We start from the raw sequence: 21,865 nt of genomic DNA on the forward strand, positions 1-21,865 counted from the left end.
ATTTATTTGTAGCTCAGTCGGTTGCTATTTTTACCAAAGCCACATTTCCCCTAACAAAAAAGCCGCAACCCTCAGGCTGCGGCTTTTGCAAAAACGCTATCGTTTCGGGCTGAAAAAGTAAGTTTAAAGTTTACTCCACCACAATTTTCTTCACTACAACCTGCTTCTCGGTTTGCACTTGTACCAGGTAAATGCCTTTGGCAACTTTGCTTAGATCAAACTGCACTTTTTCTTCGGTTTTGGCTACCGTTTTGTGCAATATTTGCTGACTTAAAGCATTGAAGATGGTTACTTCGGCCGACTGGGCGGTTGAAAGTTCTAAAGTCAGGAAGCCGGAAGTTGGGTTTGGATAGAGGCTAAAGCTGTTTTGCAGTTCTTCTTTCAGGCCGGAAACAGTATAGATGTAATCTGCTGAGAAAAGGGAAGCGCAGTTAGCGGCATCTTTCACGCGAACGGCGTAGGTTCCGGAAGTGGTTACTTTCAGTTTCTGCGTGGTAGTTGGTAAAACGGTATTGTTGTATTTCCATTCGTAGCTGCTGCCGGTGGTGGAAGCAATTAGCGTATCGGCGGAGTGCAGGGAAATAACCGGCTGAACGGGTGGCGTTGGAATAACTACCAGTTTATAATCGAAAGTAAGGCAACCGTTCTGGGTTACCGAATACATTAAGTTTTGTGTTCCTGCTAAAGCTGTAGTTGGCGTGAACAAGCCCGTTGCATTTACGCCCGGGCCTGACCAGGTTCCGCCAGCCGGACTAAAACCAGTCAGTTGGAATGGGGCGGCATCAGCGCAAACAGTATCGTTTTGGCCGGCATTAATAACCGGTACCGGAGTTACAATAATTGTTTGCGTTGTCGAATCAGTGCAGCCGTTTTGGGTAACAGTATAAGTTAAGGTATGCGTGCCAACTGTAGTGCTGGGAGGTGTGAATAAGCCCGAAACTGATACACCCGGGCCGGCCCAGGTGCCACCTGATGGGTTTCCGGTTAACTGTACCGGCGGCGCTCCTTCGCAAAGGGTTTGAGCGGGACCAGTAGTAACGGTTAAATTAGTGATGGTAGCCGTTACCGGGGTGCGCGGACTTTCGCAGCCGGCATTATTGGTTAAAGCTACGTAGTACGTGGCGCTGGCCGTTAAGCTTGGCGTAGTGAAAGTATCGGTAGTGTTGGTTTGCAATACATTTCCGGCAGTGGCAGCATCGTACCAAATGTAATTGCCGCCGGCTGGTGCGCCGGAAGCCGATAAAGTAACGGTGCCGGTGCCGCAGCTGTTACCAGGCGTAACCGTTGGAGCCGATGGAACAGCCTGAACCGTGAAAGAGCCGGTTAAATTATTGGTACAAGTGCCGGAAATGATGCTTACCAAAGAATAAACCGTACCTACGGCTGCATTGGTTGCCAGAGAGAAGGTATTGGTAGTGCCGGTAGCAGTTTGGGTAACGCCGTTTACAGTATAAGTTAAAGTCCAGGAAGGCGTGCCGGTAGTAACTGGCTGAATGCCGGTAACATTAATGTTAACATTGGTGCCGGATGTGCCGCAAGTTGGTGTTAATGTAGCTGTCAGGTCCGCACAGGTTGGGTTTAGTTTTACTACCCAATAATCATAACTTCCTTGAGATGCTTGAGTTTTGGTACCGTTTGCGTTTGAATTGGAATAACCGCCTACTGCTAAGCCATTATCAATTGTTCGAATAAGAGTATTAAGATTCTCATTTACACTTGCTCCCAAAGTTTTATCCCACACTTTGTTTCCTAAAGCATCGACTTTAACCAGCCAATAATCATATTCTAATGTGCTTCCGAAATTTGCTTGTGTTTTATCCCCTGAAATACCAGATTGGGCACTTCCGCCTATAACAAATCCTCCATCAACAGTAAGCTCAACGGAGTTACCATAATCGTGATACAAACCTCCAAATGTTCTGTCCCAAATTTTGCTTCCTAATGCATCAGTTTTAATAACCCAATAATCAGCACCACCTTTTGATGCCTGGCTTTTATCTCCACTTATCCCTGAGTTTGACCAACCATTCACAACATAGCCACCATCGGGTGACTGTTGAATTCCGAACGGTCTGTCATCTGAACTTCCTCCAAAAGTTTTATCCCATTGCTTATTACCTAATGCATCGATTTTAACTATCCAATAATCTGAATTGCCCCCGCGATGTGCTTCGCTTTTATGTCCTCCTATAGGAGAATCAGATATTCCTGTTAAAATATATCCGCCATCAGTAGTTTGAACTATATCATACAGGTCATCACCAGCAGTTCCACCGAAAGTTTTATCCCAAATCTTATTTCCAGTTGCATCAATTTTAACGATCCAAAAATCACTTACTCCAGATAGTGGGGAACTTTTATCACCTGAAATAGATGAAGTTGAAGTCCCAGCCAAAATATACCCTCCGTCAGAAGAATTAATTATGTTTACTAATTGGTCTCCATTACTTCCTCCAAAAGTTTTATCCCATTGTTTATTACCTAAAGCATCAATCTTTACAATCCAAAAATCTTCGGAACCTGTAGAGCTTTTGTTCGGCTGACTTTTATCCCCGGTTTGACCAGATGATGACCACCCTCCTAAAATATAGCCTCCGTCAGCAGTCTGTAAAACAGATTGTAGCAGATCAATATTATCACCGCCAAAGGTTTTATCCCATTGCTTTACTCCGTTGGCATCTGTTTTTACAATCCAATAGTCATGAGTAGTATTTGGACCTCTATTCACTTGTGACTTGTCGCCCGTAATTCCTGATTTTGACCAGCCCCCCAGAATATAACCGCCATCAGAAGTTGGCTTCATATCATATAATCTATCATCTAAACTTCCGCCAAAAGTTTTATCCCAGGCAATAGTCGGGGCAGTCTGAGCTAGCAAGGTTGTTTCGGTGACAAAAAAAGAAGCAGCAAGAAATGCGAGTCGTATCATTTTTTTCATAAGGTTTCAGGAAAGGCATTATTGGTTAAGTGTGTGCAAGTTAAGAAAGATCTGTAAAATAACATAGCCTTAAAAATGTTAGTGGTAATATTGTACATATCTAAGTTTGCTGGCATAAGGGTAGGTTCGGAGATCCTTTATAGTGCCTTTATACTTCCTTGCTACTGCCGATATCCTGCGCTGCTTCTGAGTTATTGTACAAAATTAAGAATTCGGCCTTCCGGTTTTTCTCATTTTTCCTCCGCGAATGGATATCCTGAATGGTTTGAATTTTACAGTCCCCCTTTGGAGGGGGTAGGGGGAGGATTTTTGTTTATTGAAATTCTTTATTTACCAGATAATTCTTCTGTCCTCCCCCTACCCCCTCCAAAGGGGACTTTTCACCATAAAGGCAACAAAAAAGCCGCAACCCTTAGGCTGCGGCTTTTGCAAAAACGCTATCGTTTCGGGCTTAAAAAGGCTTAAGCCGGAATGCGTTTCAGGGTTTCCAGCAGGAAATTCCAGTATTTCTGCACCGAGCTGATCTGCACTTTTTCGTCGGGAGAGTGGGCGCCGGTAATGTTGGGGCCGAAGGAGATCATTTCCATTTCCGGGTAGTTGCCGCCCACAATGCCGCATTCCAGACCGGCGTGGCAGGCGTTTACGTGCGGCTCTTCTTTATACATTTCGCGGTAAAGTTCGCTCATCAGTTTCACAATAGAAGAACCCGGACGCGGCGTCCAGCCCGGATAAGATCCTTTGAAATCTACTTTGGCACCGGCCAGTTCGAATGCACTTTGAATAGCTTGCGCCAGGTCCATTTTCTCGGAATCTACGGAGCTGCGGGTAAGGCATTGCAACGAATACGTACCATCTTTCACTAGCACGCGGGCCAGGTTGTTAGACGTTTGCACCAGGCCGGCAATGTTGGAATCCATGCGGTAAATGCCGTTGGCGCAAGCGTAAATGGCGCGCAATAATTTGCTCTGAAAATCTAAAGGAAGTACCTGGGCCGGCGCTTCGGTTTCTTCCAGCGTTACAGCAAGGTTGGGATCGGTGGTGGCATATTCGTTTTTCAGGATTTCCGCCATTTCTACAATAAATTCGTGGAAATCGGCGGCCATATTTTCCGGAACCGAAAGCAGGGCAAAAGATTCGCGCGGAATGGCATTTCTGAGACTGCCGCCGTCTATAGCGCCAATGCGCAAACCAAATTCCTCCGAACCTTCAAATAACAGGCGGTTCATGAGTTTATTGGCGTTGCCGCGTCCCAAATGAATATCCATACCAGAATGTCCGCCGGTTAAACCTTTTACGCTGAGCTTGTAGCCTTTCGCGTTGCCGGAAACGGCTTCGGATTGGTAAGAACCGATAGCGGTAATATCCACACCGCCGGCGCATCCAATGGTTAATTCGCGATCGTCTTCGGTATCCAGGTTCAGCATGATGTCAGCTTTCAATAAACCGCCTTTCAAACCCAATGCGCCGGTCATGCCGGTTTCTTCGTCAATCGTAAAAAGCGCTTCAATGGCCGGATGCTCAATATCTTTCGATTCCAGAATAGCCATGATCGAAGCTACACCAATGCCGTTATCAGCTCCCAGCGTGGTGCCTTTGGCGCGTACAAAATCGCCTTCCACGAACATGTCAATGCCCTGGGAGTTGAAATCGAAATCGGTATCGGCGTTTTTCTGGTGCACCATATCCAGGTGGCTTTGCAGCAGCACGGTTTTACGGTTTTCCATGCCCGGCGTGGCCGGTTTTTTAATGATCACGTTTCCGATTTCGTCTTTGATCGTTTCCAAACCCAGTTTCTTTCCGAAATCTAGCATGAACTGGATCACACGTTCTTCTTTTTTGCTTGGGCGTGGCACGGCGTTTAGATCGGCGAAGTTGCGCCACATGGCTTGCGGCTCGAGGTTTTTTATTTCTGTACTCATAGTTTTATTTTTTTTTCTAGTAATCAGTGATTAATGCATATTGATTAGTTCTCAGTTATTCAATAAAATGCTGTCATGTTGAGTGCTAGCGAAACAACTTATCGGCGTTTAGTAAGACCGTTGTTCCTGGCTTTTCTGCTGCCCGCCGGCGAGGTCCTTCGCTAACGCTTAGGATGACATCAACGAATTACTATTCATTAATCAAGGCTAAAGGTAAGGAGCTTGGCAGATTAATGGAAATACCGAAGCAAATAAGTGGTTATAAGTTTAATTTTGAAGCGCAAAATAGTTTTCAGCCCGAAACTGATAGCGTTTTGGCAAACAACGCTTTTCAAAATTAAACCTATCTTTGCTTTGGCGTAAGCGGTTTTGGTTTGCGCTTTTTTTACCTGAAACGCTATGTACTTTCTGCCAAAATACCGCCGGGGAATTAAGAACAAATACCGCAAAGGCATGCCGGTTTTCGAAATGCTGACCAAAGACCTGGGTTATGCATTTACCGAATCTGTCAATTTTCTGAAGAACGGTTTTAAGGAAAAGACGATCATAGCGTTTCCGCATTACCCGAGCCGGGGCGCCACGCTTTATAAAATTGCCAAACACCTGAATTACAACCTCACCAACCGGCTCGATGCAAATGCTGAAGCAGCTGTTTATTGGGAATATGCAACGCACCGGCAGGAATTCGGGCCGCTGGAAGAACTGGCTAACCAACAGAAAGTAGTAAATCTATACAGCCGCGACATCAGTAAATTGTACGTAGATGAAGCTTTTACCAGCGTTTTTGGCTACGGTACGCGCATCGACCCAACTACTTTTCAGGGAAAATATGTGCAAAAGAACGATACCAATGCGCTGCACGATGGCAAAGTTTTAACGCAGCCGCTGAAACAAGCAGAGCCGGGATTTATTTACCAGATCCTGATCAATAACCAGCACAACGAAACGCAGGTAGAAGATATCAGAGTGCCGGTGGTAAAAGAAGTGGTGCCGTTCGTTTACCTGAAATACCGCGATATAAGCGAACGTTTCAAAAATACGACCGTGAAAACGGTAGTCATTTCGACTGAAAAAGTGTTTAGCCAGGAGGAAATTGCGAAGATCAATGCCTTTTGCCGGAAAGTGAACCTGGAATTTGGCGAGCTGGATGTTTTAAGAAACAAAGACGACGGCAAAATTTACATTGTAGATGTGAACAATACGCCGCAGGGCCCGCCGGCCAATACCAGCAAACCGGACCAGGAATACGCCATTTCGGTGCTGGCCGAACAATTTAAAAAAGCCTTTTTACAAGCTTAAAATTTACAGAATATGATCAAGATCTACCACAATAACATGTGCAGCAAAAGTCGTTGTTCGCTCGATCTTTTAAAGGAAAGCGGGCAGCCTTACGAACTGGTGGAATACCTGAAAAATGCACCTATGGAAACGGAACTGAAGGAAATTCTGCAGAAACTGAACCTGAAACCGGAACAATTGCTGCGCAAAGGGGAGGAGTTGTTTAAAGAAAAATTTGCCGGCAAAACCTATTCCGACGAAGAATGGATCAGGATCATGGCCGAAAACCCGGTGCTTATTGAGCGCCCCATCGTGATAAACGGCGACAAAGCGGTTATCGGACGGCCACCTGAGCGTATTCTTTCGATATTGTAAGCGTTTTGGCTACAGTGTGTCCGGTTAAAAACGCATTTTTAGCTTTGGGTTTGCTTATTTGCTGATGTTGCACAAAGGCCATAATGCCGGCCAGGCAAAGTGCCAGCACAAACATCAGTAAATGAGAAGCCGGCGGAATCGGGAGTATGAGCTGGGTTTTAGAAGCGTTTAGCATAGCGTTTTTTTTAGCGTTTACGGGAAGCAGGGGTTCCTGAGTTTCAGTTAGTATTCTAATTTAACCAAACTTTAACAAACCCGCTGAACCTCAGTTGTGAACGGCCGGAAATTCTACGTAAGTTGCTGCACTTTGAAAGGGAAATGATCTTAATATCCGGTGAAAGTTCAAAAATTGCCTGCCTTTCAGATTTTAAAGCATCGCATTTTTATTGCACTGAATTTTATGCTATAGGAAAATACCCGGAAGTAAAACCTGTTAATGACTTTTGAGGCCGAAATTCATACCGTTTTTTATAAAGTGAGGGCAGGCAACGCTATTTCTAAAGTTACATTGCCACCAACAGGATAAGCAGTACAGGTAAGCGTTAACCCGTTGGCAACTTCTTTTTCGGTCAGCACTTCGTTGTAGCTCATCCAGGTTTTTCCGCTGGTGCAGCGCGCGGCGCAACTGCCGCATTTTCCGGCTTCACAACTGTAAGGCATGGTGAGGCCGGCTTTTTTTGCTGCCTGCAAGATCGTATCCGGAAAGCGGCTTTGGAACGTGAATTCCTGGTGATTGAGCTTTAAGGTTACCAGGTGCGGAGTGGTATCGGGCGGCGTTATTTTTAGTTGTACTTTCTGGGTGCTGAAATTTTCTTTCCGGATATTTTCGAGTTTCACGCCGGCCATATGCAGCCCGTAGGTACACATGCGCATGTAATTTTCGGGGCCGCAAACGTACGCTAAAATTTCTGAAGGCGGAGCTTTGGCCAATACTTTTACGAAGGTTTCCAGCAGCCCTTTATAAAGTCTTGCTTTGGTCAGATCGGCGGCATCGCTGAACAGGAATTCTACTTTAAACCGTTGCGGAAACTGATCGGCAAGCTGAATTAGTTCTTCCCGGAAAATGGCGTGATCGTGGGTTTTGTTGCTGTAAATTAATACCACCGGCAGTTTTGGGTGAGAAAACAATACCGTTTTTATCAGCGAAAAGATGGGCGTAATGCCGCTTCCGGCCGCCAGGAAAAATAATTGTTTGTACAGCGCTAAGTTTTCGGGAAGGGTAAAAAAGCCGGCGGCGCCCGTGGTTATCAACTTATCGCCAACTTTGGCGTGGTCTATTAAATAGCGCGAAAAAATGCCGTTCTCCATCCGTTTCACCCCAATTGCCAAAGGTTCGTTCAAAACCGGTGACGCTACTATGGAATACGAACGGCGGACTTCCGGTTGGTGATGCGGTAAAAGAAAAGTTAAATATTGTCCGGACTGGTAAGCAATTTCCCTGGCCTCCGCACCTTCAAAGTAAAACGTTTTTACATTGGGCGCTTCGTCTTTTATACCCGTAATAGTGAGCGTTTTAAAAAGATCGGTGTGCGGCGGCGCGGAAGCATTCATGGGTTAAAGCCGTTTGGTTTCAGCTTTGCATACGCATTTTCCGTTTTTTAGCTTTCGGCAAAAGCCTTGAACTGCTCCAGGTATTTCTGGCTCTGTTTCTTAAAAGCGCCCGGCATAAGCCAACCCATCAGCTTCATAAAACCGCTGAACCGGAATTCATTTTCTGCAACCCATTTGGTTTTGTTCGGGCCCAGCGGAATAAACTTATTGGAAACGATGTTGTAAACCCCTTTGGCTTCGTAGGTTCCATCGAAAGCGTGTGGCAGATCGCGTTTCAGAATGGTTTCGATCATTTCAATTTCCCGGTTCCCCATTTTGTATTTCAGCCGCGATTTTGCTCCAACCTGTCCCGGAGTACCGCTTATATGTTCAAAGCTCTGCAAACCCGGCTGCCAATGTTTCAGGTTTTCCGGATCATCAAAAAGCTCGATCACGCGATTCAAAGGGAGGTTCAGTTCAATTTCGTTGGTGTATTTCATTTCTGAAAGAGTTTTGCGGTTTATTTTAGCTACTGTAAGAACCGAAAAATAAGGCGGATTGCCAATACTTTTTTTGCCTGTTTCCCTACCATTTTTTGTGGCCTGAACCGAATTTCAGGAAAAGAAAAATTTAAGCCGCCGACGTTTTTTCTTCGTTGTGCAGCATGCGCTCCCGGTGTTTCAGGCCCCAGTCGCGCAACGCAAAAATTACCGGGTTCAGGCTGTGCCCGTATTCGGTAACCGCATATTCTACGCTTACCGGTGTGGTATCATAAACTGTGCGTTTCACCAAACCATTCACTTCCAGGTCTTTCAATTCTTTCGAAAGCATTTTTGCGGTAATTCCCGGCACATCACGATGCAATTCTTTAAATCTACGTTTATGAATGCATAAAGCGCTGATGATCGGGATCTTCCATTTGCCGCTGATAATATCGAGAGCGTCGCGGATGGGTAAAATATGATTGATGCAGAGGTCGCTTTTGTGGTTTTTCATGGCAATGGTTTACTAAAGGTAACCGGTATACTTTGGTATAGTGGTTACTAATGTATACCAAATATAGGTAATTTTGCGCTACTAAAAAACAATTTTTAATCCGACTCTCACCATTATGAATATTATAGAAAGCCTGAACTGGCGTTACGCTACCAAACGCATGACGGGCGCAAGCGTGCCGCCGGAAAAAATAGATACCATTCTGGAAGCCATTCGTTTATCTGCTTCTTCTATGGGTTTGCAGCCTTATACCGTTTTGGTTGTAAGTTCTGAAAAACTGAAGCAAGAGTTATTCGAAAAAGCAATTAAGCAACCACAGATAAAAGAAGCTTCGCATGTGTTGATCTTTGCGGCCTGGGCTAAAATAACAGAAGCGCAGATTTCCGAATACATAAACCATGTAGCCGAAGAACGCGGCGTAGATCCGGAAACGCTGGCTGGTTTTAAAAACAATATTGTGAACCTGGTGAATAACCGCACCGACGAAGTGAATTTTAACTGGGCTGCGCGGCAGGCTTACATTGCTTTGGGTACCGGTTTAATTGCCGCTGCCGCTGAAGAAGTAGATGCAACGCCCATGGAAGGTTTTAACCCGCAGGATGTTGATGCCGTTTTAGGCTTAGCGGAAATGAATCTGCGCACCGTGGTTGCAATGCCTTTGGGTTACCGCGACGAAGCCAACGATTTTCTGGCCACTGCTAAAAAGGTACGCCGCGAAAAAGAAAAACTGTTTATTCAATTCGATTAAGACGATTACGTAATTAGAGAAAAAGTCCCCCTTTGGAGGGGGTAGGGGGAGGATTTTCCATTATCTGGTAATTAAAAAAAAAGAAATGTGTGATCCTCCCCCTACCCCCTCCAAAGGGGGACCAAAAAAGACCGAAACTACGAACTACGAAAATTCAAACCTACGATAACTATGGAGAGAAGAAAACTAGGAAATACCGGACTTGAAATTGCGCCTTTGGTTTTTGGCGGAAACGTTTTCGGCTGGACAATTGATGAACCGACTTCTTTCGAAATTTTAGATGCCTTTACCAATGCGGGTTTTAACTGCATCGATACGGCTGATGTATATTCGAACTGGAAACCAGGAAATAAGGGCGGCGAATCGGAAACGGTCATTGGAAACTGGCTGAAAAAACGCGGCAACCGGGAGCAGGTAATTATTGCTACCAAAGTTGGCGCCGATATGGGCAGCGGTAAAAACCTGAAAAAGCAATACATTTTAAAAGCAGCCGAGGCTTCGCTGAAACGTTTGCAAACCGATTACATAGATCTGTACCAATCGCATTACGACGACCCGGAAACGCCTCTTGATGAAACCCTGGAAGCTTACGAAACCCTGATAAAAGCCGGAAAAGTACGCGCCATCGGGGCATCTAATTTTACAGCGGAGCGCCTGGAAGCAGCTTTGAAAACAAGCGAAGAAAAGAACCTGCCACGTTACCAGACTTTGCAACCAGAGTATAATCTTTACGCCCGCGAAGGATTTGAAAAAGCCTTGGAAACTGTCTGCCTGAAAAATAACCTTGGCGTAATTCCCTATTTTTCACTGGCCAGCGGTTTTCTTACCGGCAAATACCGCTCCGAGGCCGATCTGGGTAAAAGCCAGCGGGGCGGAGGAATTCAGAAATACCTGAACGAACGCGGTTTCCGGATCCTGAAAGCGTTGGATGAAGTTGCTGCGGAATTGAACGCTACACCGGCGCAGGTTGCTTTGAGCTGGCTTATGCACCGCCCGGCTGTAACCGCACCCATTGCCAGCGCAACGAACCGGAACCAGTTGAACGAACTTATAAAAGCGGCTGAACTGAAACTAAATAAAGCAGCCATGGAAAAACTTGATCTGGCCAGTGTATATTAATTTCCGGGAAAATAAAAGCTGGCATAATTTTCCCGGGTTTTCTGCCCGATAATCCTAGCGTTTTGCAGTGCGCAAATCTTTAAAAACTTCAGGTAATGAGAAAAATTAAAAAGATCCATAAAGCTATTTCAGCTCCAATTGCCGATTTAACAACTTTTCGCGCTTTACCCACCGGTTCGGTAGATCACATCGATCCTTTTTTGTTTCTGAACCACCACGGCCCGCAACAATATGAGCCGGAAAACCGGGGTTTACCATTTGGCCCGCATCCGCACCGGGGTTTCGAAACGCTGACGTTTATTCTGCAAGGCGACATTGTGCATAAAGATTCCGGCGGCGGCAAAGACACCATTCAGGCCGGCGGGGTACAATGGATGACGGCGGGCCGGGGCGTGATTCATACCGAAATTTCTTCGGATGAATTCAAGGAAAAAGGCGGCATGGAAGAAGTGATCCAGATCTGGCTAAACCTGCCTGCTAAACTAAAAATGACGCAGCCTGCTTACACCGGTTTGCAAAAAGATAAAATTCCGGAAGTTCCGGCCGATAATGGCAATGTGTTGATCTACCCGGTTTCGGGAAATTGGGGAAATAAGCAAGGCCCGATAAAATCGTTGACCGGGATAGAAATGGCGCGCATGCTGCTGAAAAAAGATGCGCATTACACCTTAAGAATTCCGACGGAAAGAAACATTTTATTTTATGTGGTAAACGGCGAAGTGCGGGTAAACGGCAGCCCGGCGGCTACGCATAGCCTGGTGGAGTTCAGCAACGAAGGCGAAGAAATTCAGCTTGTTGCCATGCAGAATTCTGAACTGATAATAGGCCACGGCGAGCCTTATAACGAGCCAATTGTAGCCCATGGGCCTTTCGTGATGAACTCTGAAAAAGAAATTATGGAAGCTATGCGCGATTACCAGATGGGGAAAATGGGCGTCTGGACGGAATGATTGTATATGGCTTAATGGTTAATTGCTAAATGGTTAAATTGTTGAAAATCAAAAAAAATATATGAAAATATGACCGTAGATTTTAACATTTTAACCGTTAGATATCAACCATTTAAGCCATTAGCAGATCAAACAATTTAACCATTAAACAATTTAACCATTTAAGAGAATGTCCGGAATAAAACTCAGCGTATTAGATCAGTCGCCGGTGCGCAAAGGGGGAACGGCAGCGCAAGCTTTGCTGGAGACTACGGAACTGGCAAAATTCACCGAGAAATTGGGTTATACGCGTTTCTGGGTTTCGGAACACCATAACACCGCCAGCTTAGCCGGATCTTCGCCAGAGGTTTTAATTGCGCATTTAGCCAACCAGACCAACCGCATTAAATTGGGTTCCGGCGGCGTAATGCTGCCAAACCACAGTGCGCTGAAAGTGGCCGAAAATTTCCGTTTGCTCGAAACGCTTTTTCCAGGCCGCATTGATCTGGGCATGGGCCGCGCGCCAGGCACCGATCGTTACACCGCTTCGTTGCTGAACCCGAGCAATACTTTCAACGAAAATGATTTTACGCAGCAACTGGTAGATCTTACGCATTACCTGAACGATGGCATTACCGGCCCGAATCTTACCAAAATAAAAGCTGCGCCGCTGGCTCAAACCGTTCCTGAACTCTGGCTGCTTAGTTCCAGCGGACAAAGCGGCGTTTTTGCAGCGCATTTTGGAATGGGCTTTTCGTTTGCGCATTTTATAAACCCCAACGGCGGTGCGAAAATGATGAAACTCTACCGCGAGCACTTTCAGCCTTCGGAACATTTAAAAGAGCCAAAAGCCAACGTAGCCATTTTTGTAATGGTAGCCGATACCGAAGAAAAAGCGCAGCAATTGCAGGCCGTAATGGATGTGCAGATGCTGAAAATAGAAAAAGGTGTGCGGGAAGGAATTTTGCCTTATGAAGAAATCAAGGATCAGCAGTTTACCGAAGAAGAAAAGGAGCGCATCGATTACAACCGCAAGCGCATGATTTCGGGTACGCCTGCACAGGTAAAACCACGGCTCGAAAAGCTGGCGCAGGAATACGGCATAGACGAAATAATTGCCGTAACCATCACCCACGATTTTGCCGACCGCCTGCGTTCTTATGAATTACTGGCCGAAATGTTTGAATTGCAGCCGCAAGAAGTTTAAAAACGGTATCGTTTCAGTCAGAAAAAGTCATGCACGAAGCATATTGCGAAGGGAGACTCTTGTAGTCGCCCTTTTACATTTTTGTATTCGTTCAGAAGTTGGAAATGCTATGGTTTGAAGCTGATAAAGTCAGTGTTATTTGCCGCAGATAAGTTCATTCGCTAAGGTTCAGGATCACAAATTTACTCACTAATCATTATTCACTAATCATTATCAAAACGCTATGCTTTTCAGGTTAAAAACCCAACGATCAGCTTAAAATTGAATCTGATATTTTCCGGATATCGGCACTGACTTTCTGAATAAAGTCGAGTTGGGATTTAAGCAAATGCTCATCGAAATCGGCGGGCATGGTGGTAGTCAGTTCAGAGTCGTCGGCTGGTTTGGAAGGTTGATTGGTAATGACACTGGCATCCATTTTTTTAGCCGTTTCAGTTAGCATCGCGCAGGAACGTTTTACGGGTTTTACGTATTCCGGCGGGTAAACTTGCGCCGGGCGATTTAGCAAACCTGATGCAGCCGTAGCAATGAATGAAGACAGGATATGGTTCAGTACCACAAATTTATGCACTTCCTTGCTTTTTATCTGCTTTCGTTTAGGTTCCGACATCATGCGCTGAAACGCTGCCGATAAGTTAGCCGAATGCACATACACATTTTTCCGGGCCAGTTTATAATCTTCAATTTTTACTTTTTTACCAGCCAGAATATCCGATAGTTTCTGCAGGTAATTTACGTTCGCGGTCAGCATTTCGCGCAGGAATTTCTTGAGTTGTTCAGATTCCCAGCTTGGAAATAAAAAGTAACTCGCCGAAAACGCAATGGCCGCACCAATAAGCGTATCGATGATTCGTTCCTGGGCAATATTCAGGTTACCATCGCCCAGAAAATTAAATAATATCAGCACGAAAGGCGTCATGAAAATTACGCTTACTACGTAATTCCGGCGCTGAAAACTATACGTACCTACCATGCAAAAAAGTAGGAATAGAAATTGTACGGTCCGGTTTGGGAAAAAAACCAGGATCAAAATACCAATTGCTGAACCCGCAATCGTACCAATTATCCTTTCGTAATTCCGTTGTTTGGTCAGGCTGAAAGCCGGTTTCAGAATTACGATAATGGTGAGCAAAACCCAGTAACTGTGGTGGCCATATGGCGCTATTTTCGTTACGATATAACCGAACAAACACACCAAGGCTACGCGGACCGAATGTTTGAAAATGGCAGAGTTAAAGTTCAGATTGTTGCGGATCAGTTTCAGGTCGTATTCCTGCTGCGATACAAAACGGGAATATTCAAGCGGACCGGTTTTCTTCTCCAGATCGGAGGGGGTAGCATTAAAATATTGCTGCATATCGTGCAGGCGGTGCGTTAAATTCCGGAGATTTACCAGAATCTTTTTCAGGGCCAGGTTACTCGTTTCTTTTTCGTCTTCGCCTACTTTATCTATGTGCAGTTTAAGCTGTTCCATTTGCGGATTCAGGTTGGATGGCAGGCGCAAACGGATGTTCGATTCAAAAGCAAAAGCAATATCGTCGAGCTGATCGGCGATCTGTAAAATGAGGCGGGCAATTTCGCTCAGCACGCCGGTTTTTCCGAACTTTTCGCGCAGCGCGGCATAATCGTAATGCGTGGCCATGATCTGCTCGTAAAGGTCCACCAGGTCTACAAACGTAAGCAACAGAATGCGGCCCGGGGTTGTAGAAGCTTTTATGTACTGGCGGCTTTTAAAAAGCACTTCGCGCACGGCATCCTGCTTTTCGCTTACCACAATTTGCTGGGCTACAATTTTGCGGTAATCTTCGTCAAGGTTGGTATATGCGCGGTAAAATTCGGCTTTGTAACGCAGAAAACGAGCCACCTCATGAATACATTCGCCTAAGGTTTGCTGGGCCTGACGGTAAGGTAATATCTGAAAAAAGAATAAGCTCATAAGCATGTACCAGACGCCACCGGCAGTAATTAAGGCGCTGTAACCCAATACTTCCAACGGTTTTAAGGCATTGTCCATGGTCAGGATCATAACCACCAGGCCGGCTGTTCCGAGCGCGGCTGCCCGGGGGCCGTAAACCATCAGCATCGAAAATCCGAAACAGAAAAGCATAATTTCAGCGCCGAGCAAATAAGGGTTTAAGCGCACGAAACCGGTAATGAGCGCTACCAGGAAAATGGTAGCATTACAAAGCAGCATGGCATTGCGCTTATGCACCACCGGCCCCGGAGAATCGGTGATGCTTACGCACAGTGCACCGAGCGATAAAATAAGACCAAGTTCTAAACGACCGAACTGTACAAAAATAAGCGAAGGTAATAATACCCCCAACGTAATGCGAAGTCCATCGGAAAAATACTGGCTGAATAAAAAGTATTGAATTTCCCGGGCCTGTTTTTTCATAGATTTATTAATTGCGAAGCGGCGAGCATGGCAGCAAACCTGCTGCAAAGTTAAAAACTCTGCAACCGGAATTTAGTTAGGCTGAATGATGGGATTTGCTTTTTTTTCTTCGTTCTGCTCCGGAATTGCCGTTACCGGTTCCATAAATAAGGTGCGGGTTGGGTAAGCAAAATCGATCTTACGGCGGCTGAATTCTTCAAAAAGATCCAGAAAAATTTCCTGCCTGATGTTGAGGTGTTTTACCATATCGGCATTTTCTACGTAATAGATCGTTTCAAAATCGAGGCTGGAATCATTATAAGCCACAAAATGCGACCGGTCAAAAGTAGTATCTTCCTGCTTGTTGATAAGGTTTTTCATAATGGCCGGGATCTGGCGCAGGTTTTGGGGGCTGGTCTGGTACGTAACGCCAATGGTAAAACTTACGCGGCGGCGGTGCAAACGCTTGTAATTATGAATGCGCGAATTGGTCAGGTCGGAGTTAGCCACAATCAGCTGTTCGCCGGAAAGGCTGGTAATACGGGTGGTTTTTATGCCAATATAATCTACGGTTCCGTTCTTTTCATCTATGGTAATAAAATCGCCGGTTTCAAAAGGGCGGTCGAAGAAAATAACGAAGTAATTGAAAAGGTCGCCCAGAATGTTCTGAGCCGCTAACGCAATAGCAATACCACCAATTCCCAATCCGGTTATTACTGTGGTTACATCAAAACCCATGTTGTCGAACAGGAAAATAAGCCCGATCGCCCAGATAAAGAAATTGATAATGAGCATGATACCACCTAATTGTTTCACTTTCTCTTCGCCGCGTTCTTGGTGGCGCACGTAATTTTGAAGCAGTGCCAGAATTACCGTACTGATCACCCTGATCAATATAAAAGTAAAAGCTACGGTAAAACCGATCTTGAGAAAGTTTTCAGTTTTCTGCGGAAAAGAAAGGTAGTGAAAGCCGAAAAACACCACAATCAGATACAGGAATGGAATACCGAAACGCTCCAGGCTGTTGGCAATAAAATCATCGAAGCGGTTGGTGGTTTTTTCGGCCCAGGTGCGAATGCGGGTAACAAATTTGCGTTTCAGCAATTTAACCAGCGAAATACCTAAAAAGATAATGCCGAATGCAATAATATAATCGAGAACGGTATTGTGGTAAAACGTGTAATTGAAAAATTCCTTATCGAAAAATTCTTTCATGTTTAGGGGTTTGGTACAGACAATGCTTAAACCATACGAACGTTTCGGGCTCGAAGGTTATTTTCTGAATTTACAAAAACCAAAGTCCGAAACCAAAGATCTTTCAAAACGCTATACTTTTCAGCTCAAAAACTCAGTGCGTTTTCGCTGCAATTTTACCGGCCTTAACCAAACTTCTGCTAGAAAAAACGGTATGGTTTCAAGGTAAAAAACTCCTTATTTAGCGCGCATCCGGATCGATGAGGGAGAAAATTACAGAATCCAGAAATTCGCCCTGAAAATAATAATCGCCCCGGAAATAAGCTTCCTGCACAAAGCCATGTTTTTCGAGCAGTTTCCTGGAAGCATCGTTTTTGGGGTTAATATTCGCTTCTATACTATGCAGTTTCAGGGTTTGGAAACCGTAATCTAAAACCACTTTCATCGCTTCACTCATCAGGCCTTTATTCCAGTAATCAGGGTGCAGGCTGTAGCCAATTTCGGCGCGGTGGTTGGCTTTAATGAACCGCCATAAACCAATTGTACCAATCAGCTTTTCCGAACCTTTCAGGCAGATTCCCCAGTTTATGCCTTCGTTTTCGAGCACCGCTTTCCGGGTATTCGCAATATATTCCAGCGCCTCATCTTCCGACTTTAGTTTCTCCCGATCCAGAAATCGCATAATGGTGTCGTCGGAACGGAAAAACAGGATTTCAGGGGCGTCGGTTTCCCGGACTTCGCGCAAGATCAGCCTTTCGGTTTCCAGATTGGTAAACGGATTTAATTCTATATCAAGCATGGCCTAAATGTAAGATTACCTGTGAATTATAAATTTTTTATAGATCGTTAGATCCGAAACTGTTTCCTGAAAACCGGTATGCTGCAATACTTTTATGGAAGCCGGATTATTTTCTTTGGTATAGGCAATTATCTGGTCAAGGTTTAAGCTGGTAAATCCATAATTTATAATGGCAGTAACAGCTTCGCGCATAAATCCCTGTTTTTCAAAGTCCGGATTCATTGCATAACCAATTTCGCCGGTCTTGTTGGGGAAACCGCGGTAAAAGCCGGCCGCTCCAATCAGTTTTTTGCTGCTTTTCAGCTCCATTCCCCAATGTAAAGCGTTTCCGGCCGCAATTTCTGCTGCAATTCGGGTTAGCTTTTCTGTAATACCTTCTCGGGTAGTAATGGGTTTTCCGTCGAAATATGAAAATGGCAGAAGATCGTCCAGATCCTGCGAAACAATTGGTCGTAACGTTAAGCGCTCCGTTTCAAGAATGGGTACCTGCATGGGTTTTTACTCAGTAATTATAAAGTTCTGTCTCCTGGTTAATTCAAAAGCATCCGCATTTCAAACTGCGAAATGTAATTTACCATGCCGGCGGTTTCAAACAAAGCCAACGTTTCTACTGCATTTGCATCTACGTTGTTTAACCGAAGGGAAGGGTGCGTTTTGGCAACTTCCCGCAGCAAATTAAGTCCATAAATTTCTGGCGCCGAACGATCAAAACCAAACTGACCAATGTAACCGGTGGCCGGATTCAGAAACAAATAAGCTTTCAGGTTTTGGTTCTCGAAAAGTTGCCAATACTGGTAAGCAGGGCCGGCGGCTTTTATTCCTTCGTTCATATTATCCCAGGCAAACGTGTAAGCCTGCAACGGCGCAATTGCTTCGAAATCTATTGCCGTGCTGGTCTTTATTTCGAAAGGACTTGGAGTTGAAGCCGGTTGAAGTTCGCCTTTAAAACAATGCAAGGTGCGGTCAATTTCAAAACCTATGTTTCGGTAAGCTTTTATTGCTTTTTCATTCTGCGTGATCACTTCCAGGGTGCATTGCGAAATGCCGGCCCCTTTAAAAACAGGCAACGCATAAGCATAAAGTTTAGCAACCAGCTTCTGACCACGAAAAGCCGGAATTACGCCAGTGCCAGCATTATAAGCCGTTTTGTGCCCGTGCAGGTTACCCACGCCGGTAATAATAAAAGCTACCAGTTTATTGTTTTCAAACGCCCCGAAAGATAAGCTGAAATCTACGCGGCTTGCGCGCCAGCGGCTTTGCATGGCTTCTTCGGTTGCGGAAATGGGCACAAAATAATCGGAAAAAGCTTCGTTGAAACAGGTTACAATTTCGGACGTCGGGGTATTTTCAAGGGTTTTAATTTCCATTTGAGGTATGGCAGCAGTTAGTTTTTTAGTGACTTTTCCTACCGTTTTTCCGGTTTGCTTTTAAGTGGCGTTCCGGATTTAGTTTTCCATCATTTTAATTAATTGCTGTACACTTTCCTGCGGCGAAGTTGCTTTAAAGTTAAAACGTTTTTCAAACTTGCTGCTGTCAAAAACATAATCGCGGTCGTATTGGTAAAGCATTTCTTTCGATTCTTTTACCACTGGCATAAACAATCCCAGCAGGCTGGTCATCCAGCGGGGCAACACCATCATTTTGGCTTCCGTGTTCAGGGTTTTTGCAAAAATGGCAGCCCATTGGTTTATTGTGAGCGCGGGGCTGCTGGTAGGTAAATGCCAAACCTGGTTAAAAGCTTCCGGAGTGTTGCCTAGTAAAGCGGTAGCTTTGGCCGCATCGGGCGTGAAAATGAAAGAATGTACTTTATTGGCATCGAGGAACCAGTTCGCTTTTTTACCTTGCTTCAGATTTTTGTACACCATTTCGGTAAGCATGCTGTTTTTCGGGCCAATAAAATCTGGGGCGCGGGCTATTAAAGCGGTCAGGTTTCCTGAGCGGGTTTCTTCCAGCAGCATTTCAGCAATTTGGGCGCGGATCTTTCCTTTTTCGCTAACGGGTTTTACGGGCGTTTCTTCGGTCATGTGGCCCAGGTGAGCAGCGTCGTACATATACATATTATCGAAGAAAACGAGTTTGGCTCCGTGTTTTTTGCAGGCTGCAATTACATTTTGCATCAGGGCTGGCCAGTTTTTCTGCCACACGTTAAGCTTGTATTCAAAACCTACTACCAAATACACAATTTCGGAACCGGCCACGGCTTTTTCTACTTCTTCGGCTTTGGTCAGGTCGGCAGGAAAAAGCTGATCTGTGACATTTGCTTTTTGGGGGTTGCGGCTTACCAATCTGATGTCAGTCGTATATTGTTTCAGGGCTCTTGCCAGTTCAGTTCCGATTGCGCCGCCGGCATCTAAAATTGTTTGCATAGTGAAAGAGGAAAATTGAATTGATGTTGCAAATATAGGGCATTTGAAATGTTTAAACGTGAAGGCTGTTTTCAGAGTATTTCCGAAAGTGGAGATTTAAGAGGTTAACAAAGTTTTTGGTCGCTGAATGATACCATTTTTCAGGTCGAAAATTTCTGTGTAATCGGTTGAACTTTATGGCCTGAGATTGGTTGAGTAGCTATGTTAAAAAATGTGCCGCAGAATACCCGGAAGTAGGTATGCGGATAATTGATTGAATGTTAGTAACTTTGTGCGTTTGAAAATCAGCCGGACCTGCCATCCGGCACCATAAGCCAACCCAAACTTCCTTAAATGCAAAAATATTTACCGCTATCTTTAGTGTTTGCCGCTTTGTTTGCTTTTGAAAGTAAAGCCCAGCAAATGCTCGGCCTGAGTGCAAGCAATTATTCGGGTATAAACCGGATGCACGTAAGCCCGGCTTCCATTGCCGATTCCCGTTCCAAATTTTCGCTGTTCATTTCGAGCATCGATGTGAATGTTTCCAATAATTATGTGGGCTACTACGGGAATGAATCTATTTATAAGGTGATAAAAGAAGACCTGGATGTGCAGGAAAGCAACCTGCAGGTTATTCAGAACGATCGCCCTAAATTGCTTACGGCTTCAATAGATTACCGCGGACCTTCTTTTATGGTTATGCTCAGCCCGAAACACAGCGTGGCGTTGAGCACCCGCGTGCGCGGCGGCCTGAATTTTAATAATGTTTCGGAACCGATCGCAGAAATTTTGCGGGCCGGTGCTCCCAACGAAGCCATGCTCGATAGAGTGTACGACAACAATCAGTTCAGCATGAACGCCAACGTGAACGCTGAAATTGGTGTTACGTATGCCCGGGTTCTGTTTAATAAAGGTTCACAATTTCTGAAAGCGGGCGCCACGCTTAAAAAAGTAACCGGGGTTTATTCCGCGCACTTTATTAATAAGAATATGAACTTCATAATATCTACCCGCGATTATCCCGCTCCCTCTACCGACGAATATCACAACGTAGAGATCCAGGACATGGAAGCGCAGTTTGGTTACATGAGTGAAGATTTTATGGATGGCGTTTCGTTTTCGAAAGCAATGAGCTGGATTGCAGCCAGCGACGCGCCCGGAAATGGCTGGGGTGCTGATCTGGGTTTTACCTACGAATTCCGTCCGGATGTTGAGCAATATAATTATATCGTAGACGGCAAAACGTACCTGAACGACCGCAAAAATAAATACAAATTGCGGGTGAGTGCCAGTTTGTTAGATATTGGGGGCGTAAAATACAGCCATATCGATAATATCCGGAGCTATACTATAAACGCGAAAAATGAAAATGTGAACCTGGATGCTTTTGAAAATGCCGAAGATCCGGATGATTATGCACAGGTAATAAATCAGGAATTAAGCGATGAGGCTTTTGATATCAGAACGGAATTTACTTCCGGCCTGCCAACCGCACTTCACCTGGACGTGGATTACCAGCTAGCCAATAAAGTTTACGTGAATGGTACTGTTTTTCATAACCTGAGAGATAAATATGCCATTTCGATGCGCCAGAATTCGTTGGTAGCTGTAACGCCGCGTTTCGAAACCAAGATCGTGGAAGTAGCATTGCCTGTTTCGCTTTACAACAATTACCAAATCTTTGGTATGGGCGCTATGGTGCGATTGGGTGGCTTTTTTGTAGGTTCCGATAATATTGGTGGTTTATTCAATATTGGCCGTCCGTATGGCGCCAACGTGTATGCGGGTTTATCGGTATTGAATTTATCGCGGGGGAAAGTGAAACCGGCAAAAGTGAAAAAAGTGAAACCGGTGAAGCAATCCTAAGCTTTCTTTCAAGTTTTTAAATATAAAAAAGCAGCGCAGAATGTACTTTGCGCTGCTTTTCTATATTAAACTAATACCGTTTTTCTGAGATGCATGAGCTTTGTTTGTCTCTTTTGGAGGGGGTAGGAGGAGGACAGAAGAATTATCAGATAAATTAAAAATCAGATAATCAAAAAATCCTCCCCCAACCCCCTCCAAAGGGAGAATTTCTCTTAAAAGTATAAAAAGCTGAAACAGCTCGTGAA

The 21,865-nt window shown here is 44.9% G+C and carries 19 protein-coding genes; 7 read left to right on the top strand and 12 right to left on the bottom strand.

The window, feature by feature from the left end:
* Positions 1-130: 130 nt before the first annotated feature.
* Positions 131-2,938, bottom strand: a complete 2,808-nt coding sequence (locus tag ACFPIB_RS04380) for an Ig-like domain-containing protein (protein WP_378016215.1) — start codon at positions 2,936-2,938, stop codon at positions 131-133.
* A gap of 461 nt (positions 2,939-3,399) precedes the next feature.
* The gene (locus tag ACFPIB_RS04385; RefSeq protein ID WP_378016216.1) at positions 3,400-4,857 is read right to left on the bottom strand and encodes an aminoacyl-histidine dipeptidase; all 1,458 of its coding nucleotides are present in this window, start codon (positions 4,855-4,857) and stop codon (positions 3,400-3,402) included.
* Between the two features lie 399 nt (positions 4,858-5,256).
* Between ACFPIB_RS04385 and ACFPIB_RS04390 the strand changes: the two genes are divergently transcribed.
* Both ACFPIB_RS04390 and arsC read left to right on the top strand, forming a co-directional pair.
* On the top strand, positions 5,257-6,156 hold the full coding sequence (locus ACFPIB_RS04390) for a hypothetical protein (protein ID WP_378016217.1): 900 nt from the start codon (positions 5,257-5,259) through the stop codon (positions 6,154-6,156).
* A gap of 12 nt (positions 6,157-6,168) precedes the next feature.
* Positions 6,169-6,510, top strand: a complete 342-nt coding sequence (arsC, locus tag ACFPIB_RS04395; protein ID WP_378016218.1) for an arsenate reductase (glutaredoxin) — start codon at positions 6,169-6,171, stop codon at positions 6,508-6,510.
* Here arsC and ACFPIB_RS04400 read toward each other — a convergent pair.
* From ACFPIB_RS04400 to ACFPIB_RS04415, 4 genes are all read right to left on the bottom strand, one after another.
* Positions 6,470-6,685, bottom strand: coding sequence for a hypothetical protein (locus tag ACFPIB_RS04400; RefSeq protein WP_378016219.1), 216 nt, complete (start codon positions 6,683-6,685; stop codon positions 6,470-6,472). The two genes, arsC and ACFPIB_RS04400, sit on opposite strands and share 41 nt — an antisense overlap.
* Before the next feature lie 293 nt (positions 6,686-6,978).
* Positions 6,979-8,061 (bottom strand): 2Fe-2S iron-sulfur cluster-binding protein, encoded by a 1,083-nt coding sequence (locus ACFPIB_RS04405; RefSeq protein WP_378016220.1) that lies wholly within the window; start codon positions 8,059-8,061, stop codon positions 6,979-6,981.
* A gap of 47 nt (positions 8,062-8,108) precedes the next feature.
* Complete coding sequence (locus ACFPIB_RS04410) at positions 8,109-8,540, bottom strand: SRPBCC family protein (RefSeq protein WP_378016221.1); 432 nt, start codon at positions 8,538-8,540, stop codon at positions 8,109-8,111.
* A 130-nt stretch (positions 8,541-8,670) separates the two neighbouring features.
* Positions 8,671-9,036: a winged helix-turn-helix transcriptional regulator gene (locus ACFPIB_RS04415; protein WP_378016222.1), complete on the bottom strand. Its 366-nt coding sequence runs from the start codon at positions 9,034-9,036 to the stop codon at positions 8,671-8,673.
* A gap of 115 nt (positions 9,037-9,151) precedes the next feature.
* Here ACFPIB_RS04415 and ACFPIB_RS04420 point away from each other — a divergent pair, with 115 nt between their 5' ends.
* The 4 genes from ACFPIB_RS04420 to ACFPIB_RS04435 all read left to right on the top strand — a co-directional run bounded on the left by ACFPIB_RS04420 (position 9,152) and on the right by ACFPIB_RS04435 (position 13,039).
* Positions 9,152-9,784, top strand: coding sequence for a nitroreductase family protein (locus tag ACFPIB_RS04420; protein ID WP_378016223.1), 633 nt, complete (start codon positions 9,152-9,154; stop codon positions 9,782-9,784).
* A gap of 171 nt (positions 9,785-9,955) precedes the next feature.
* Positions 9,956-10,903 (top strand): aldo/keto reductase, encoded by a 948-nt coding sequence (locus ACFPIB_RS04425; RefSeq protein WP_378016224.1) that lies wholly within the window; start codon positions 9,956-9,958, stop codon positions 10,901-10,903.
* Between the two features lie 95 nt (positions 10,904-10,998).
* Positions 10,999-11,853, top strand: coding sequence for a pirin family protein (locus ACFPIB_RS04430; protein WP_378016225.1), 855 nt, complete (start codon positions 10,999-11,001; stop codon positions 11,851-11,853).
* 169 nt (positions 11,854-12,022) lie between these two features.
* On the top strand, positions 12,023-13,039 hold the full coding sequence (locus ACFPIB_RS04435) for an LLM class flavin-dependent oxidoreductase (protein ID WP_378016226.1): 1,017 nt from the start codon (positions 12,023-12,025) through the stop codon (positions 13,037-13,039).
* A gap of 250 nt (positions 13,040-13,289) precedes the next feature.
* Here the strand turns inward: ACFPIB_RS04435 and ACFPIB_RS04440 are convergent, their stop codons facing one another.
* The 6 genes from ACFPIB_RS04440 to ACFPIB_RS04465 all read right to left on the bottom strand — a co-directional run bounded on the left by ACFPIB_RS04440 (position 13,290) and on the right by ACFPIB_RS04465 (position 19,775).
* Positions 13,290-15,437 carry an FUSC family membrane protein gene (locus ACFPIB_RS04440; protein WP_378016227.1) on the bottom strand — a complete coding sequence of 716 codons (2,148 nt, stop codon included), beginning with the start codon at positions 15,435-15,437 and terminating at the stop codon, positions 13,290-13,292.
* A gap of 72 nt (positions 15,438-15,509) precedes the next feature.
* The gene (locus ACFPIB_RS04445; RefSeq protein WP_378016228.1) at positions 15,510-16,631 is read right to left on the bottom strand and encodes a mechanosensitive ion channel family protein; all 1,122 of its coding nucleotides are present in this window, start codon (positions 16,629-16,631) and stop codon (positions 15,510-15,512) included.
* Between the two features lie 220 nt (positions 16,632-16,851).
* Complete coding sequence (locus ACFPIB_RS04450) at positions 16,852-17,409, bottom strand: GNAT family N-acetyltransferase (protein ID WP_378016229.1); 558 nt, start codon at positions 17,407-17,409, stop codon at positions 16,852-16,854.
* Between the two features lie 15 nt (positions 17,410-17,424).
* Positions 17,425-17,901 (bottom strand): GNAT family N-acetyltransferase, encoded by a 477-nt coding sequence (locus ACFPIB_RS04455; RefSeq protein WP_378016230.1) that lies wholly within the window; start codon positions 17,899-17,901, stop codon positions 17,425-17,427.
* Between the two features lie 38 nt (positions 17,902-17,939).
* The gene (locus tag ACFPIB_RS04460; protein WP_378016231.1) at positions 17,940-18,776 is read right to left on the bottom strand and encodes a GNAT family N-acetyltransferase; all 837 of its coding nucleotides are present in this window, start codon (positions 18,774-18,776) and stop codon (positions 17,940-17,942) included.
* Between the two features lie 78 nt (positions 18,777-18,854).
* Positions 18,855-19,775: an NAD-dependent epimerase/dehydratase family protein gene (locus ACFPIB_RS04465; protein WP_378016232.1), complete on the bottom strand. Its 921-nt coding sequence runs from the start codon at positions 19,773-19,775 to the stop codon at positions 18,855-18,857.
* A gap of 333 nt (positions 19,776-20,108) precedes the next feature.
* On the opposite strand from ACFPIB_RS04465, the gene ACFPIB_RS04470 reads away from it, so the two are divergent.
* On the top strand, positions 20,109-21,620 hold the full coding sequence (locus ACFPIB_RS04470) for a DUF5723 family protein (RefSeq protein WP_378016233.1): 1,512 nt from the start codon (positions 20,109-20,111) through the stop codon (positions 21,618-21,620).
* The last annotated feature ends 245 nt before the right edge of the window (positions 21,621-21,865 follow it).

It is taken from the genome of Adhaeribacter terreus, assembly GCF_042657365.1.
Lineage (GTDB): Bacteria > Bacteroidota > Bacteroidia > Cytophagales > Hymenobacteraceae > Adhaeribacter_A > Adhaeribacter_A terreus.